Source organism: Shewanella sp. SM69, assembly GCF_025653985.1.
Taxonomy (GTDB): Bacteria; Pseudomonadota; Gammaproteobacteria; order Enterobacterales; family Shewanellaceae; genus Shewanella; species Shewanella oncorhynchi.
In genome coordinates, this window is record NZ_JAKKRV010000002.1 from 258,605 (window position 1) to 273,748 (window position 15,144).

Annotated in this window: 18 protein-coding genes; 1 reads left to right on the forward strand and 17 read right to left on the reverse strand. The window is 46.5% G+C overall.

What is annotated here, in order from left to right; all coding sequences use genetic code 11:
* Positions 1–95: 95 nt before the first annotated feature.
* From L5M37_RS04490 to trmJ, 14 genes are all read right to left on the reverse strand, one after another.
* Entirely contained in the window at positions 96–539 is a 444-nt protein-coding gene (locus L5M37_RS04490; protein WP_028759822.1) for an Hsp20 family protein, read from the reverse strand.
* Between the two features lie 362 nt (positions 540–901).
* Positions 902–1,333, reverse strand: a complete 432-nt coding sequence (gene ndk / locus L5M37_RS04495) for a nucleoside-diphosphate kinase (protein ID WP_006081848.1) — start codon at positions 1,331–1,333, stop codon at positions 902–904.
* 197 nt (positions 1,334–1,530) lie between these two features.
* A complete protein-coding gene (locus L5M37_RS04500) occupies positions 1,531–1,698 on the reverse strand; it encodes a hypothetical protein (RefSeq protein WP_006081849.1) in 168 nt (55 codons plus the stop codon).
* Positions 1,699–1,915: 217 nt separating this feature from the next.
* On the reverse strand, positions 1,916–2,113 hold the full coding sequence (gene iscX, locus L5M37_RS04505) for a Fe-S cluster assembly protein IscX (RefSeq protein ID WP_006081850.1): 198 nt from the start codon (positions 2,111–2,113) through the stop codon (positions 1,916–1,918).
* Between the two features lie 113 nt (positions 2,114–2,226).
* Complete coding sequence (gene rimK / locus L5M37_RS04510) at positions 2,227–3,132, reverse strand: 30S ribosomal protein S6--L-glutamate ligase (protein ID WP_006081851.1); 906 nt, start codon at positions 3,130–3,132, stop codon at positions 2,227–2,229.
* Positions 3,133–3,289: 157 nt separating this feature from the next.
* A complete protein-coding gene (gene fdx / locus L5M37_RS04515; protein WP_006081852.1) occupies positions 3,290–3,628 on the reverse strand; it encodes an ISC system 2Fe-2S type ferredoxin in 339 nt (112 codons plus the stop codon).
* Between the two features lie 8 nt (positions 3,629–3,636).
* On the reverse strand, positions 3,637–5,499 hold the full coding sequence (hscA, locus tag L5M37_RS04520) for a Fe-S protein assembly chaperone HscA (protein WP_263199563.1): 1,863 nt from the start codon (positions 5,497–5,499) through the stop codon (positions 3,637–3,639).
* Between the two features lie 67 nt (positions 5,500–5,566).
* On the reverse strand, positions 5,567–6,091 hold the full coding sequence (gene hscB / locus L5M37_RS04525; protein ID WP_107404632.1) for a co-chaperone HscB: 525 nt from the start codon (positions 6,089–6,091) through the stop codon (positions 5,567–5,569).
* Between the two features lie 16 nt (positions 6,092–6,107).
* Complete coding sequence (gene iscA, locus L5M37_RS04530) at positions 6,108–6,431, reverse strand: iron-sulfur cluster assembly protein IscA (protein WP_006081855.1); 324 nt, start codon at positions 6,429–6,431, stop codon at positions 6,108–6,110.
* Positions 6,432–6,445: 14 nt separating this feature from the next.
* Positions 6,446–6,829 (reverse strand): Fe-S cluster assembly scaffold IscU, encoded by a 384-nt coding sequence (iscU, locus tag L5M37_RS04535; RefSeq protein WP_006081856.1) that lies wholly within the window; start codon positions 6,827–6,829, stop codon positions 6,446–6,448.
* 37 nt (positions 6,830–6,866) lie between these two features.
* Positions 6,867–8,081, reverse strand: a complete 1,215-nt coding sequence (locus tag L5M37_RS04540; protein ID WP_006081857.1) for an IscS subfamily cysteine desulfurase — start codon at positions 8,079–8,081, stop codon at positions 6,867–6,869.
* A gap of 80 nt (positions 8,082–8,161) precedes the next feature.
* A complete protein-coding gene (gene iscR, locus L5M37_RS04545; RefSeq protein WP_006081858.1) occupies positions 8,162–8,623 on the reverse strand; it encodes a Fe-S cluster assembly transcriptional regulator IscR in 462 nt (153 codons plus the stop codon).
* 378 nt (positions 8,624–9,001) lie between these two features.
* Complete coding sequence (gene cysE, locus L5M37_RS04550; RefSeq protein WP_028759817.1) at positions 9,002–9,823, reverse strand: serine O-acetyltransferase; 822 nt, start codon at positions 9,821–9,823, stop codon at positions 9,002–9,004.
* A gap of 40 nt (positions 9,824–9,863) precedes the next feature.
* Positions 9,864–10,592 carry a tRNA (cytosine(32)/uridine(32)-2'-O)-methyltransferase TrmJ gene (gene trmJ, locus L5M37_RS04555; RefSeq protein WP_263185432.1) on the reverse strand — a complete coding sequence of 243 codons (729 nt, stop codon included), beginning with the start codon at positions 10,590–10,592 and terminating at the stop codon, positions 9,864–9,866.
* Between the two features lie 153 nt (positions 10,593–10,745).
* Here trmJ and suhB point away from each other — a divergent pair, with 153 nt between their 5' ends.
* Positions 10,746–11,549 (forward strand): inositol-1-monophosphatase, encoded by an 804-nt coding sequence (gene suhB / locus L5M37_RS04560; protein WP_028759815.1) that lies wholly within the window; start codon positions 10,746–10,748, stop codon positions 11,547–11,549.
* 276 nt (positions 11,550–11,825) lie between these two features.
* Here suhB and lolE read toward each other — a convergent pair whose 3' ends face one another.
* From lolE to L5M37_RS04575, 3 genes are all read right to left on the reverse strand, one after another.
* Entirely contained in the window at positions 11,826–13,076 is a 1,251-nt protein-coding gene (lolE, locus tag L5M37_RS04565) for a lipoprotein-releasing ABC transporter permease subunit LolE (RefSeq protein ID WP_105252620.1), read from the reverse strand.
* Positions 13,073–13,768, reverse strand: coding sequence for a lipoprotein-releasing ABC transporter ATP-binding protein LolD (lolD, locus tag L5M37_RS04570; protein WP_028759813.1), 696 nt, complete (start codon positions 13,766–13,768; stop codon positions 13,073–13,075). Before lolD ends, lolE begins: the two co-directional genes overlap by 4 nt.
* Before the next feature lie 134 nt (positions 13,769–13,902).
* Positions 13,903–15,135, reverse strand: coding sequence for a lipoprotein-releasing ABC transporter permease subunit (locus L5M37_RS04575; protein WP_263185431.1), 1,233 nt, complete (start codon positions 15,133–15,135; stop codon positions 13,903–13,905).
* Positions 15,136–15,144 lie beyond the last annotated feature (9 nt).

Here is a 15,144-nt window from a genome sequence, read left to right on the forward strand (position 1 = left end):
CACGGAAATCTCGTGGACATTTTTTTGCGTAAACACAAAAACATCAAGGGGAGCATTATGCTCCCCTTGTTTTTAGGTGGTTACCGCAGTGTCAATTATGACTGGCTGTCTAGCAAGCGCGATGAAGTGATCTCGATTTTGCGTGGTTTCAACGCTTCAGGGATTTCACGCACTAAATCAATATTGAGTAAGCCATTTTCTAAACTTGCGCCGAGCACAGTGACATAGTCTGCCAGTTGGAAAGTGCGCTCAAAACCGCGTTCCGCTATGCCTTGGTATAAATATTTACGCTCGGTTTGGCTTTCAGCTTTATTGCCTTTCACCAGTAATTTCTCACCTTCACTGCTGATCTCAAGTTCATTCATTGAGAATCCGGCCACGGCCATAGTAATGCGATAGCGATTTTCGCCTAATAATTCAATATTATATGGGGGATAGCCAGTATTGCCATTATTAGCGGCGGCATGTTCTGCCAGCTGAGCTAAACGGTCAAAACCAATGGCACTACGGTACAGGGGAGCTAGATCATAATTACGCATATTCATATCCTTGTCTTAAGCAATATGGAGAATTGGCGGACGGTTTTCACGATGAAAACGCTTGTAGAGTCTGCCGAGTTAAATCTTCTGTCCTTACGGCACAGAATTCACACTAGGATCCTCATCGAGCGATCCTGAAATAGATATAAGGACGGGAGAGAAAATTTCAAGCAAGAAAATTAAAAAAATGTGCAAAATTTAAAAAGACTAATAAAAACAAAATTTTATTAAGTTTTAACACTTTGAATTGACGTATGATTTGTATAAAGGGATTAGCATCATTGCAATATGGAAATCTATATTCGCTAAATTGCAGCCAATAAAAAAGGAGCCTAAGCTCCTTTTTCAGTCTTAGCATCGAATTAACGAGTGCGTGGACACAATTCTTCAGCGCTGAAGAAGTAAGCAATTTCACGAGCAGCAGATTCAACAGCATCTGAACCGTGAGCCGCGTTTTCGTCAATGCTTTCTGCAAAATCAGCACGGATTGTACCAGGAGCCGCTTGAGCTGGGTTAGTTGCACCTAAAATTTCACGGTGAGCTAAAACAGCGTTTTCGCCTTCTAATACTTGGACCATGATTGGACCAGAAGTCATGAATGCAACCAGAGCACCGAAGAAGCCGCGCTCGCTATGCTCAGCATAGAAACCTTCAGCTTGTTCTTTGGTCAGGTGTAACATTTTTGATGCAACGATCTTAAGACCAGCAGTTTCAAAACGATTGTAGATAGCACCGATGTGGTTTTTTGCAACAGCATCAGGTTTGATAATAGAAAATGTGCGTTCGATCGCCATAACTAGCTTCCTTTGTCAGCAAGTTTAAAAAATTCGCGCGGATTATACGAAATTTAAAAGCTAAATCCTATCTTTATAGCAAATTAGTCTGAGATATTGCGCACATTCGCTTTATTCGTAATCAGCTTGATCACACAAAAGACCCCGCTAGGATGAAAATATCTTAGCAGGGTCCATTAACTCATTAAAAAATGGGATTATTTTCTATTTTTTGCCCAAATACCTGCCCAAGCAATCAAAGCGACTAAAATGACTGCGGGAGCAAGATCTAACAAGTGATGGAATAAACCGACACCGCCATGCCCTGGATGAGCCCAAGCCATTGAAGGGACAAGCATACATAACAATACAAGCAAAAGTTTCATGTGAACATCCTTGCAGTTGCGATAACAAAGTTAAGCCATTTAAATGCCTTAACCAATATACAACAAGGTACGATATCCGCTAAAAATGAACTTGACTGTGATCAAACTCTCGCCAAATATTCTCTGCGCCGCTGCAAATACGTGAGGTAAATCACCTTAGTTAAACGTCAAAAGGACAAGATGCCTCACATAAAAAGCCGTATCACCACTGCGCTCACTACTTTTCATCAATCCAACACTGCTGAATCGCTTCCAGTATTTTTTCATTACAGTGCTTGGGATCATCGGCAAAATCATCCAAGGCTAACACCCACTCATACAATTGGGTGAAATGCAGCTGAGTAGGATTCACCTCTGGGTGTGCTTCGAGTAATTCCAACGCAATATCTAACGAATCTATCCATGTTAATGTCATCGTTTTCCCCTATTCGGTTCGCTTTAATGGGTAAGTTCTTGCTAAACGGCGTTACCCAAAAGGAGGTGAATCAAGTGTTGATATTCCGTAGTCAATACTCGACAGCAAGGGCACTAACCCTGTGCTTGCGTCACCTTTTTCACTTTAATCGCATTTTTTTCAACAAAATCAATAATAGCACCCGCCACATCTTTCGTGGTGGCGCCTTCAATTCCTTCAAGACCGGGTGAAGAGTTCACTTCCATGATCACAGGACCGTGGTTTGAGCGTAGCAAGTCAACACCAGCCACATTAAGCCCCATGGTCTTAGCCGCACGAATGGCGACTGAGCGTTCCTCTGGGGTTAATTTGACTAAACTTGCCGTGCCACCACGGTGCAAGTTAGAGCGGAACTCACCGGGCATAGCTTGACGCTTCATGGCGGCAATTACTTTATCGCCGAGCACAAAGCAGCGAATGTCAGCGCCATTGGCTTCTTTAATATATTCCTGCACCATGATGTTGGCTTTAAGGCCCATAAAGGCTTCAATCACGCTCTCAGCCGCTTTACGGGTCTCGGCTAATACCACGCCAATACCTTGGGTGCCTTCGAGTAATTTAATCACCAGAGGCGCGCCACCCACCATATCAATCAAGTCGGGGATATCACTCGGTTTATTGGCAAAACCAGTAATGGGTAAGCCAATACCGCGGCGTGACATCAACTGCATAGAACGCAATTTGTCACGTGAGCGGGAGATCCCAACAGAATCATTTAAAGCATATACGCCCATCATCTCAAACTGACGCAACACCGCCGAGCCATAAAAGGTAATCGACGCCCCAATGCGGGGGATCACTGCATCAAATGCGGGTAACTCTCGCCCACCAATGTGGATACTCGATTGCCGCATGTTGATATTCATATAACATTCAAGGGGATTGATTACGTGTACTTCGTGACCACGTAATTGAGCCGCTTCAACGAGTCGCTTCGTTGAATATAACTCAGGCCCTTGCGATAAAATCGCTATTCTCATTTGGTCTCCGGCAACCATTAATTTTGAGCGCATAATACGCCTGCGCAGGGATAAATCAAACAACTAGAGGCATAGACAAGATTAGTTGCACAAATGCTCAACGCCAAAAGCAAAAAACCAGTCACGTGGACTGGTTTTAACAATTATCGCGGCAGCATTAATTGCCTTCGCTGACCATGTTAACCGTGTATTTAGGGATCTCAATCACCATGTCAGTGTCGACCACTTTCGCCTGACAAGATAGACGGCTTTCGGGCTCAAGTCCCCAAGCTTTGTCTAACATGTCATCTTCCAGCTCATCACTTGGCTCAAGATCATTAAAGCCTTCACGCACGATACAGTGACACGTCGTGCAAGCACAGGACTTTTCACATGCATGCTCGATATTGATGCCATTACGCAGCGCAACATCAAGAATGGTCTCACCAACATTCGCCTCAAGCACTGCACCATCTGGGCACAACTCGGCATGGGGAAGAAAGACTAATTGGGGCATTACATCACCTATATGTTGTCGATCGACTGGCCTTTGAATGCCACTCGAATAGAATTGTCCATACGTCTGGCAGCAAAATCTTGGGTTTGCTCATCCAGTTTTTCAATCGCGAGCTTAATCGCATCGGCATCATCGCCCGCGGCAACTTGCGCCACATTGGCCATAGTGGCATCGATTTGTCCACGCTCATCGGCATTCAGCAAGTCGCCATCTTTCGCTAACGCGGCATGTAAAGACTCGAGTACCCTCGCCGCCTCCACTTGCTGCTCGGCCAGCATACGACGACCGATATCGTCTTTGGCATACTTCATCGAATCTTTCAGCATAGTGGCAATTTCAGTATCCGATAAACCAAAAGATGGCTTAACTTGAATGCTAGATTGCACGCCGGTGGATTTCTCCATCGCGGTCACGCTGAGTAAACCATCGGCATCCACTTGGAAAGTCACACGAATGTGCGCAGCGCCTGCGGCTAACGGCGGAATACCTTTTAGCGTAAAACGCGCCAGTGAGCGACAATCGGCGACGAGCTCACGCTCGCCCTGCACCACATGGAATGCCATGGCCGTTTGACCATCTTTGAAGGTAGTAAATTCCTGTGCTCGCGCAACCGGAATCGTCGTATTACGCGACACCACTTTTTCCACTAAGCCGCCCATGGTTTCTATGCCTAATGACAAAGGGATCACGTCGAGGAGCAGCAAATCAGATTCAGGTTTATTACCCACTAAAATGTCGGCTTGAATAGCTGCACCAATAGCGACAACACGATCGGGATCGATAGACGTCAGTGGTGGTTTACCGAAGAAAGCTTCAACCTGTTCACGCACTAATGGCACGCGCGTTGAACCGCCAACCATCACAGTTTCAAGCACTTCATCCGTCGTCACGCTCGCGTCACGCAGGGTACGGCGGCAGCTAGCAATGGTCTTCTTAACCAACGCCGCAATCATGGCATCAAATTCAGCTTTAGAAACGATTTGCGTGAGTTCAGTCCCATCAGCAAGAATCACTTTTGCTTCAGTTTCTGCAGCATCCGTTAAGGCTTCTTTGACTCGACGCGATTCAATCAACAGTTGACGGCTTAATTGTGAGTCGATGTCGCTAAGCTGCCACACTTGTTGCATATGTGCTTGCAGTAAATTATCGAAATCATCGCCACCAAGCGCTGAATCACCACCGGTGGCTAACACTTCGAATACACCGCGATTCAAACGCAAAATAGAAATATCGAAGGTACCGCCGCCTAAGTCATATATGGCAATTACGCCCTCTTGCTTAGAGTCTAAGCCGTAGGCAATCGCAGCAGCCGTCGGTTCATTCAACAGACGTAGCACTTTAACACCCAGCAAAGCTGCAGCATCTTTCGTGCCTTGGCGCTGGGCATCATCAAAATAAGCCGGTACGGTTATCACCACACCTTGCAGTTCGCCGCCTAAGGTCTTTTCAGCGCGGGCGATCAGCGGACGTAAAATCTCCGCAGACACTTGCACGGGATTTACTTGGCCTTGGGGAGTCACGAATAAAGGTAAACCGTTTTCGCTTTCGGCAAACTCGTAGGGGAATGATTGCTCGCCGGCTTTGATATCAGCCAAACTCCGGCCCATAAAACGCTTAACCGAAACGATCGTGTTTTGCGGATCCTGCGCCGAACTCAACGCCGCAAGGGCGCCGACTTCGACTGAATCTTGGGTATAACGCACGATAGAAGGTAATGAATGTTGTCCAAGTTCGTCCGGCAGGGTTGCCGTCTCTCCACTTCGAACAGCCGCCACCAAAGAATTGGTCGTACCTAAATCGATGCCAACGGCAAGTCTATGTTGGTGCGGCGCGGCACTTTGACCGGGCTCAGCTATCTGCAAAAGGGCCATATATATCCAACTTAGTAATGCCAACTCAAGCGTGCTTGAGTCAGCAAAGTAACATAAACACGGAAAATCAATCTAACAGAGCGTCTTCGACTCTGGTCAACTCGTCGTGTAATTTTGCCATAAATTTGAGTTTGCGAACTTGATCTGCCGCTAACAATGCATCTTCAGCCTGCTCACTGGTTAACAGTTGAGTCAATAGCTGAGTGAGTTGCGCGCGGTACTGCGCAAACGATTGATATAGCTCGTCAATACTAGCTTGAGGATCGGCACTATCGCGTATGTCTTCCAACGCCTCGCGCCATTCCATTTGCTGCATCAAGAAGCCAGTATCTTTCACTGTGGTGGTTTCATGGCTTAATTCAATGCCACGCAGCGACAACATATGCTCGGCGCGGCGAATGGGATCTTTTAAGGTTTGAAAACCATCATTGACTTGCGCCGTGCGCTGCACCGACAGCAGTTTTTGCTGCTCAGTATCATTGGCAAATTTATCGGGATGAACCGCCCGTTGCAGTTCGCGATAGCGTTCTGCAAGTAAGGCGGTATCAATATCGAAGGCAGGGGAAAATTTAAACAGCTCGAAATAATTCATGCGTCAACTTTAGCGGTTAAACAGTGAAACTCTCACCGCAACCACACTCACCTTTTGCGTTAGGATTGTTAAATTGGAAGCCTTCATTCAGCCCTTCTTTAACAAAATCCAGCTCGATCCCTTGAAGATAGATGAGGCTCTTAGCATCGATGATGATTTTCACATCTTCGATATCAAACACTTCATCGTCATCATTTAAAGAATCAACGAACTCAAGTACATAAGCCATACCAGAACAGCCTGATGTTCTTAAGCCGAGACGCAGGCCTACACCTTTGCCTCGGTTGACTAAGAAAGATCTGACACGATCGGCTGCCGCTGGGGTCATTGTAATCGCCATCTTAACTCCAGATGTTACTTAGCTTGTTTCGATTTGTACTCGTCGATAGCAGCTTTAATGGCATCTTCAGCCAAAATTGAACAGTGGATCTTCACCGGTGGCAATGCCAATTCTTCAGCGATATCAGTGTTCTTAATCGCCGCAGCTTGTTCGATAGTCTTGCCTTTAACCCACTCAGTTACCAGTGAGCTAGACGCAATCGCGCTACCACAACCGTAAGTTTTGAACTTAGCGTCTTGAATGATGCCATCAGCACCAATTTTCAACTGAAGTTTCATCACGTCACCGCAAGCAGGCGCGCCTACCATACCGGTCACGACCGAAGGATCGTTTTTATCAAAAGAACCAACGTTACGTGGGTTCTCATAATGATCTATCACTTTTTCACTGTAAGCCATGGTACTGCTCCAAAATTATCTATTGTAAAGGTCAGAATTAATGATGTGCCCATTGAACTTGGTTCAGGTCGATTCCATCTTTAAACATTTCCCACAAAGGAGACATTTCTCTTAATTTATCAATAGATTGAGTAATTACTTCGATAGCGTGATCAATTTCTTCTTCGGTTGTGAAACGGCCGATAGAGAAACGAATCGAGCTATGTGCCATTTCATCGTTTAAGCCAAGCGCACGTAATACGTAGCTAGGCTCTAGACTGGCTGAGGTACAAGCCGAACCCGATGAAACCGCTAAATCTTTCAGTGCCATCATTAACGACTCGCCTTCAACATAGTTGAAGCTGACGTTGAGGCTACCGCTAACACGCTCAATCGCATCACCATTGATATAGGTTTCTTCAATGTGCTTGATGCCATTCCATAATTTGTCACGTAATGCACCGATACGAGCGTCATCAGAGGCCATTTCCGCTTTTGCGATTGCAGCAGCTTCACCTAAACCTACGATTTGATGCGTTGGTAACGTACCGCTACGCATACCACGCTCATGGCCACCACCGTGCATTTGCGCTTCTAAGCGAATGCGTGGCTTACGACGAACATATAGCGCGCCGATGCCTTTAGGGCCATACATTTTGTGACCAGAAATCGAGATCAAATCCACTTTAGTGGCTTGCACATCGATAGGCACTTTGCCTGCACTTTGCGCTGCATCCATGTGGAAAATAATGCCTTTTGAACGGCATAGCTCACCGATTGCATCGATATCGTGGATCACACCGATTTCGTTATTCACGTGCATGATGCTGACAAGGATAGTGTCGTCACGCATTGCCGCTTCTAAACGTTCCATCGGAATGATGCCGTTAGCCGCTGGCTCTAAATAAGTCACTTCGAAACCTTCACGCTCTAATTGGCGACAGGTATCAAGAACGGCTTTATGTTCAGTCTTACTGGTGATGATGTGCTTACCTTTCTTGTGATAGAAATGAGCAACACCTTTAATCGCTAAGTTGTTTGATTCCGTCGCGCCAGAGGTAAACACAATTTCGCGGTGATCGGCGTTAATTAACTCGGCAATTTGATTGCGAGCAATATCCACCGCTTCTTCAGCTTGCCAGCCGTAGCGATGTGAACGTGAGGCTGGATTACCAAAGATGCCGTCCATTGTCATGCATTGGAACATCTTTTCCGCGACTCTTGGATCAACAGGCGTGGTGGCGGCATAATCTAAATAGATAGGAAGCTTCATAACACACTCCGTACTGAGCAGTCTCTGCCGAGGCTACATACAACGTACAAAAATTATTTTTATCGTATAACAAAGTTCAGTTATAAACTGACTCTTTGTTCCTTTTGCATAGTGTCTTGCTTAAGCGAGATAAATTGCACATCTCGTTTCTGCATCAAGCCAGCAAGACTGATACCATCTAAAAAATCTGAAATTTGTTTGCTTAAATCGCCCCAAAGTGAATGGGTTAAGCAGCGAGTTCCACTCTGACAATTGCCAAGTCCTTGGCAACGAGTCGCATCGACAGACTCGTCTACAGCATGGACAACCATGCCGACTGAAATATCATTGGCTTCTAGGCCTAAGCGATAACCACCGCCCGGTCCACGTACACTGGCAACTAAACCGTGTTTTCTTAGCTTAGCGAAGAGTTGTTCCAGATAGGAAAGCGAAATCCCTTGTCTTTCAGAGATATCCGCTAAGGGAACTGGTCCCGATGCTGAGTGGATTGCCACATCTAGCATAGCGGTTACTGCATAACGACCTTTTGATGTAAGTTTCATAACTACCATAGCTCCCGAACAGGTATGCATTATTTCAACATACCCGAGTAATTCAGTCAAGTATTAAAACCTACTAAAACACTCAAGTATATGAGTGTGCACATAACCAATACCCTTTCATCTTGGTGGGGTATTTAACCTTTTTCTAGCCTAAGATTCAATGCTAAAGCGCCAATTAATCGACATCTAGCACGATATAAACGCAGGATAAAAGTGATCTCGGTACTATGGCGCGATCAAACTCAGGTTTGATCGCAATATGCGCCTTTACAACAGGATGAGCTAAAGTAAAACGCTAAACGAAACCCTTGTGAGGGTCAGCCCTTAAGCAAGTTAGACCACTAAGTTAAATCATTTCGTTGAACCATTTCTTGAAACTTAGATACTCGGATCAAACTCATCTAATGCACTATGGCGTTTTTCCGCTGCCGCTTTTTCTGCATCATTAAACTCGCCCATATCCAGCTCTGGCAGCTTTTCAGTGCAGACATTGCCACCCAGCCCTTGAATGGCTTGACACAACTCTTGAACTTTCGAGTCCATCAAATGCATGTGATCGAGCATCTGCCCTATTGCATTGGCCACCGGATCGGGATTATCCGGTGATACCGCGTACGCATCGAAGCCATATTTTTTTGCCATCGCGCTGCGGCGTTCAGTTTTCTCTTTCGATTGCGGTGACGGTGTAGCCACCACGCGCCCAGGAATCCCCACAACCGTGGTATCTTTGGGCACATCTTTCACCACAACAGAATTCGAACCCACACGCGCACCATCGTGCATGGTAATAGGACCGAGGATTTTTGCCCCTGCGCCCACCACCACGTTATTGGCTAACGTCGGGTGACGTTTCCCCGCCTGCCAGGTGGTTCCACCAAGCGTGACACCGTGATAAAGAGTGCAATCATCACCAATCTCAGCCGTTTCACCTATCACAACGCCCATACCGTGGTCGATAAAAAATCGATGACCTATGGTTGCACCAGGATGGATTTCAACCCCTGTCAACCAACGGGAAAACGTCGATAAACAACGTGCCGTTAAGCGCCAATCGCGCTTCCATAGCTTATGGCTTATCCGATGCAACCAAATGGCATGCATGCCTGGATAGTTAACCAAGATCTCAAACGCGCTACGCGCCGCAGGATCACGGTGATATATAGATTCAATATCTTCTTTTAGCCTAGCTATCACGCCCATTGTTTATCCTTCGCGATTAGTGTTAATTATTAAGGTTTGGCTATTTTTCTTTAGCACCCGCCACTTTCTCAATTGACGTCAAAATGCCCCTGAGGATATTCATTTCCTGACTCTCAATCCGTGCACGACTAAACAAGCGGCGAAGTTTCATCATCACTTGTCCAGGATGGTTCTTGATGATAAATCCTGTTGATAACAGTGTCGTTTCAAGGTGTGCGAAAAAACGTTCCTGATCGGCAGCCAAGGGATACTCAGTCAGCTCTTCTTCGGCCACTTCTTTTTGCGCGAGATGGGCAACGCGGGTTTCATAACAAATGATTTGTACGGCTTGTGCCAGATTAAGCGAGCTGTACTCTGGATTTGCAGGGATAGCCACATGATAAGTGCACTGTTGCAGCTCTTCATTGCTTAAACCATGGTTTTCACGGCCAAACACAATCGCAACAGGGCCTTTAAGTGCCTCGGTCGCTAATTTCACCCCAGCTTGTCTTGGCTCTAACATGGGCCAGTCTAAGGTGCGACTGCGCGCGCTGGTTGCAATCACTAGACTGCAATCGGCAATCGCTTCAGCAAGTGAATCCACTTTCACAAGATGTTTCAGAATATCCGATGCACCCGCGGCTAATGCTATGGAATGACCGTCGGGTTCAACCCGGGGTTCTGCAAGATACAGAGTAGACAGACCCATAGTCTTCATCGCTCTGGCAGTAGAACCAATATTGCCGGGGTGCGAAGTCCCCACTAAAACCACTCGAATATTACTTAGCATGAAACAACTTAATTTAATTCATAAAACGTTGGGGACGAATATTATCACAGCCATTGCCGAATGCTTATATGAAAATCGGTATTTGATATAACTATCAAATCGAGTATAATACCGCCCGCTATTTTAACGTTCTTTAACATCCAGGGGATTGCAATGCATCCGATGCTGACGATTGCTGTACGCGCTGCCCGCGCGGCCGGCCAAACTATTATGCGCGCCTATACTGAACTTGACCGTATCGAAGTCAGTTCAAAAGGTATCAACGATTTTGTTACCAGTGTAGACAAGGAAGCAGAAGCGACAATTACTTACCAAATTCGTAAATCTTACCCTGATCACACTATCGTGGGTGAAGAGAAAGGCGAAAACCGCGGTGAGAATAAAGACTATGTTTGGATAGTCGACCCTCTGGATGGCACTAACAACTTTGTTAGAGGCATTCCCCACTTCGCGGTTTCAATCGCTCTGCAATACAAAGGCAAGACTGAAGTTGCCGTTGTTTACGATCCTGTCCGTGAAGAACTCTTTACCGCTGTACGTGGTAAAGGCGCCAAACTCAATGATTTCCGTCTGCGTGTGACCAACGTGAATGAATTAGCGCCTACCATGATTGGTACTGGCTTCCCATTCAAAGCGCGTCAACACACTGAAACTTACATGGCTATTTTCGGCGAAGTCTTCGGCCAATGTGCTGACTTACGTCGCGCAGGTTCTGCCGCATTAGATTTAGCCTATGTTGCCGCGGGTCGTTTGGACGGTTTCTTTGAAATCGGCTTAAAGCCATGGGACATCGCTGCTGGCGATCTGATTTGCCGCGAAGCAGGCGGTACAGTGACTGATTTTACTGGCAACCATAACTATTTGGTTTCGGGCAACATCGTTGCTGGCTCACCTAAGGTGACCACAGAATTAGTGAAGATCATGCGTCCATTATTGAACGAAGGCTTAAAGCGTTAATCAAGATTAACACTTAGCTTTAAATAAACGCATAAAACAGATACAAAAAAGGCCAGTGGTAATCTCTTTAAGAGCGCCCACTGGCCTTTTTGTTTATGTGGTTTTCATTCTAAAGCCTTAAGTACTCGAGTCATCAAGTCCTCAGTCGCCACAATTTCGTATTTAGAAATAGTATAGTAATTAAGCAATAGTCATTGGGAAGAAAGGAGTGTCCTGAAAACATCTGCACTGATTTCAGCCCAAATCGGCTAACAGGACGAACAACCACTTATCCAGTTATCTACCCGCTAACGCTTGTGCTGGTGCAATTTGGCTCGCCTTCCAAGCGGGATACAAAGTCGCGATTAAACTCATCACAAACGCCATCACAATCACCAGTACTGCATCCGAAACATGCAACTCAGACGGTAAAAAATCGACAAAGTAAACATCGGCCGAGAGCAGTTGAATACCGAGTAACTGCTCAACTGAGCTCGCAATCGCACTTAAATTCAGCGCCACACTAATGCCAATAATGCCGCCAAGACCACAGCCAAGCAGACCATTTAACGCGCCCTGCACCATGAAAATCCCCATCACAGCCAAACGACTCAGGCCCATGGTCATCAAAATCGCAATTTCGGACGCTTTATCCCGCACCGCCATCACTAAGGTGGAGACGATGTTAAAGCAGGCCACACCAATCACCAACACTAGAACTAAATACATCACAGTACGAACTAACTGAATATCTTGATATAAATGCCCTTGGGTACGTGTCCAGTCACTGATATACACAGACTGCTTTTGCGCATAACCGAGTTCGCGCACTTTTACTGGTGCATCAAACACTTTATCGACGCTAATACGCACACCCGTTACACCGTTATTCATGTTCAAGATCTGCGCCGCGTATTGCAATGGAATATAAGCGGTTGTCAGTTCAAGCTCGCCGCCCAGATGATAGGTGCCTGACACCACAAAACGATGGCTCTTCGCCGCACGTAAACTGCCTGCCGCGTCGGGATCGATATCCTGCACATATAAGGCCAGCGTATCACCCACCTCAAGCCCCAACTTAGTCAATAAACTCTCGCCAAGGACGATATGATTCTCATCTTGGCTCAGACTCTGCCAGCTTGCATCACTCATAAACTGTGACAAAGTTGAAACCTTCGTTTCTTCTTTCGGATCAATACCCACCACGGCTAAGCCTTGAAAACCACCAGGCTTCTGCACTAAACCTTGCATGCGAATAAAGGGGGCAGCACCACGAATACCTTCAATTTGTAGTGCACCTTGCGCAACACTCTGCCAATTGACGATAGGTTCGTCCACCCCGACAATGTCCGCCTGCGGCACTACACCCAGTAATCTTTGCTCTAGCTCGCGCTCAAAACCATTCATTGCAGACAGAACTATGATCAATACCGCCACACCTAAAGCGATACCGGCAGTCGATGCAAAGGAAATAAAACTAATAAAACTGTTGGATTGGCGGGCGCGATAAAAACGCCAACCAATGGATAGGGCTAACGGTCCTTTCATACTTGGGTTTCCGCCGCTAATTGCAAGTAACCGTTTTTCATCATCAGTTGGCGGTCCATACGGGCAGCCAATTTATGATCATGGGTCACCACCACAAACGCCGTGCCTAACTGATCGGCCAGCTCGCGGATCAACTCATAAACCGCATCGCCACTGTTAGCATCTAAATTACCCGTAGGTTCATCGGCCAGCACTAACTTAGGTTTATTAATCAACGCCCTTGCGATAGCGACACGCTGACGTTCGCCGCCCGATAATTCGGCGGGGATGTGAGTCATGCGATGGCCTAGCCCTACCCGCTCCAATAAGACTTTGGCATCGGCGAGTGCTTGTTTACGGTCTTTACCTTGAATAAATGCCGGCATAGCGACATTTTCTAGCGCAGTGAATTCAGGCAATAAATGATGGAATTGATAAATAAAGCCGAGATCTTGATTGCGGATCTGCGCTTGGCGCGCACTAGACACTTGGTATAAATCTTCGCCTAGCAACAAGACTTTGCCCGCGGTTGGCTCATCCAAAGTGCCCATAATATGCAGCAGTGTGCTCTTACCTGAGCCTGAGCTGCCGACAATCGCCAACTGCTCGCCCTTAAACACCTGCAAATCGACATTAGACAACACTTGCGTGGTCACGGCGCCATCATGGTAACTCTTACTGACACTCTGCACTTGCAGTAACACGTCTTGCATTGAAGTTCTCTCTTAAACATGCTTTGGCATCGATTTATTTCATTAAATCAATACATTAAATTATTTTCATCTTGGCAAACCATCACTCACGGATGAATGCCCATGGGTGACGACTAATCATAAAAGCTCACGGGTTACTCGTATCTCAACGCAGTTGCGGGTTGCACACTGGCCGCACGCAGCGCGGGATATAAGGTCGCCAACAAGGTGACCAATAGCGTGCCTATCACGATCACTGACAACTGCATCAACTCCAGTTTTACTGGCAAACTCTGTCCCGCACCTAAAATCGAAATGCCTAAGGTCGTCATAATGCCATTCAGATTCAAGGTGATAAGTATACCTACCGCGAGCCCAAGCACTAAACCGAGTACTGCATTGAGCGAACCCTGCACCACAAAAATGCCCATCACGGCGGGCGTGGTTACACCTTGGGTTTTTAGCACTGCCACATCCGTGGTTTTATCGACCACCATCATCACTAGCGCCGAAACAATATTGAATGCGGCCACGGCCACAATCAGGCTCAGCATCAGCGACATCATGTTCTTTTCCATTTTTACCGCACCAAACAAGTGACCATAGGTATCACGCCAATCGCTGGTTGTTACCTTAATATCTTGTTTAGCGAGAACATCCTGCACTTTAGACGCTAAAGCGGGCGCGCTAAAGGGATCGGTTAAATAGAGTCTAAGCTGATCAATAGCCTCACTCGGTTGGCGCATTAGACGTTTTGCATCTTGATAATGGATATATGCAACGCCGGCATCAACCTGAGAGCCCATTTCAAAAATGCCAGATACCAAGAACTTACGTTGACTCGGAACTGGGCCTAATGGGGAGTACACCACACCATCGCCACTCAATAATCGTACCGTATCACCGGGAGCAACTTTGAGTTGCCGTGCGAGCTCAGATCCTAAAATCACCTTGAAGTCGCCACTCGCCAACTGTTCAAATGCACCTGAGTAAGTATGCTGCGCAACGGAGGATAACTTTTGTGCTAATTCGGGAAACACCCCATAAACCTGCACAGCGCGAATATTCGACGCAGATTGCACCATGGCCTGCGTCGACACGCTCGGTGTAATGCCTAACACCCCCGGTAAGGCTTTAAGCGCACTCGCCTGCTTTGTCCAATCGACTAATGGCGCTTCGCTATAAAGGGTTAATTGTGGCACTGCACCTAAGATACGTTGCTTAAGTTGGCCTTCAAGGCCATTCATCACTGAGCTGACAACGATCAAGGCTGCAACGCCTAAAAAAATGCCCGAAACGGCAAATAAGGTAATGAACGACGCGAACGCGTTCGCTTTTTTGGCCCGCCAATAACGGTAACCAATATAGAAAGGGAATCCTGGATTCATTGAAAGAGG

What these genes read in the sequence shown, in the direction of transcription:
- L5M37_RS04490 (WP_028759822.1), bottom strand. Translation starts at nt 539, where the DNA reads ATGCGTAATTATGATCTAGCTCCCCTGTACCGTAGTGCCATTGGTTTT.
- ndk (WP_006081848.1), bottom strand. Translation starts at nt 1,333, where the DNA reads ATGGCGATCGAACGCACATTTTCTATTATCAAACCTGATGCTGTTGCA.
- L5M37_RS04500 (WP_006081849.1), bottom strand. Translation starts at nt 1,698, where the DNA reads ATGAAACTTTTGCTTGTATTGTTATGTATGCTTGTCCCTTCAATGGCT.
- iscX (WP_006081850.1), bottom strand. Translation starts at nt 2,113, where the DNA reads ATGACATTAACATGGATAGATTCGTTAGATATTGCGTTGGAATTACTC.
- rimK (WP_006081851.1), bottom strand. Translation starts at nt 3,132, where the DNA reads ATGAGAATAGCGATTTTATCGCAAGGGCCTGAGTTATATTCAACGAAG.
- fdx (WP_006081852.1), bottom strand. Translation starts at nt 3,628, where the DNA reads ATGCCCCAATTAGTCTTTCTTCCCCATGCCGAGTTGTGCCCAGATGGT.
- hscA (WP_263199563.1), bottom strand. Translation starts at nt 5,499, where the DNA reads ATGGCCCTTTTGCAGATAGCTGAGCCCGGTCAAAGTGCCGCGCCGCAC.
- hscB (WP_107404632.1), bottom strand. Translation starts at nt 6,091, where the DNA reads ATGAATTATTTCGAGCTGTTTAAATTTTCCCCTGCCTTCGATATTGAT.
- iscA (WP_006081855.1), bottom strand. Translation starts at nt 6,431, where the DNA reads ATGGCGATTACAATGACCCCAGCGGCAGCCGATCGTGTCAGATCTTTC.
- iscU (WP_006081856.1), bottom strand. Translation starts at nt 6,829, where the DNA reads ATGGCTTACAGTGAAAAAGTGATAGATCATTATGAGAACCCACGTAAC.
- L5M37_RS04540 (WP_006081857.1), bottom strand. Translation starts at nt 8,081, where the DNA reads ATGAAGCTTCCTATCTATTTAGATTATGCCGCCACCACGCCTGTTGAT.
- iscR (WP_006081858.1), bottom strand. Translation starts at nt 8,623, where the DNA reads ATGAAACTTACATCAAAAGGTCGTTATGCAGTAACCGCTATGCTAGAT.
- cysE (WP_028759817.1), bottom strand. Translation starts at nt 9,823, where the DNA reads ATGGGCGTGATAGCTAGGCTAAAAGAAGATATTGAATCTATATATCAC.
- trmJ (WP_263185432.1), bottom strand. Translation starts at nt 10,592, where the DNA reads ATGCTAAGTAATATTCGAGTGGTTTTAGTGGGGACTTCGCACCCCGGC.
- suhB (WP_028759815.1), top strand. Translation starts at nt 10,746, where the DNA reads ATGCATCCGATGCTGACGATTGCTGTACGCGCTGCCCGCGCGGCCGGC.
- lolE (WP_105252620.1), bottom strand. Translation starts at nt 13,076, where the DNA reads ATGAAAGGACCGTTAGCCCTATCCATTGGTTGGCGTTTTTATCGCGCC.
- lolD (WP_028759813.1), bottom strand. Translation starts at nt 13,768, where the DNA reads ATGCAAGACGTGTTACTGCAAGTGCAGAGTGTCAGTAAGAGTTACCAT.
- L5M37_RS04575 (WP_263185431.1), bottom strand. Translation starts at nt 15,135, where the DNA reads ATGAATCCAGGATTCCCTTTCTATATTGGTTACCGTTATTGGCGGGCC.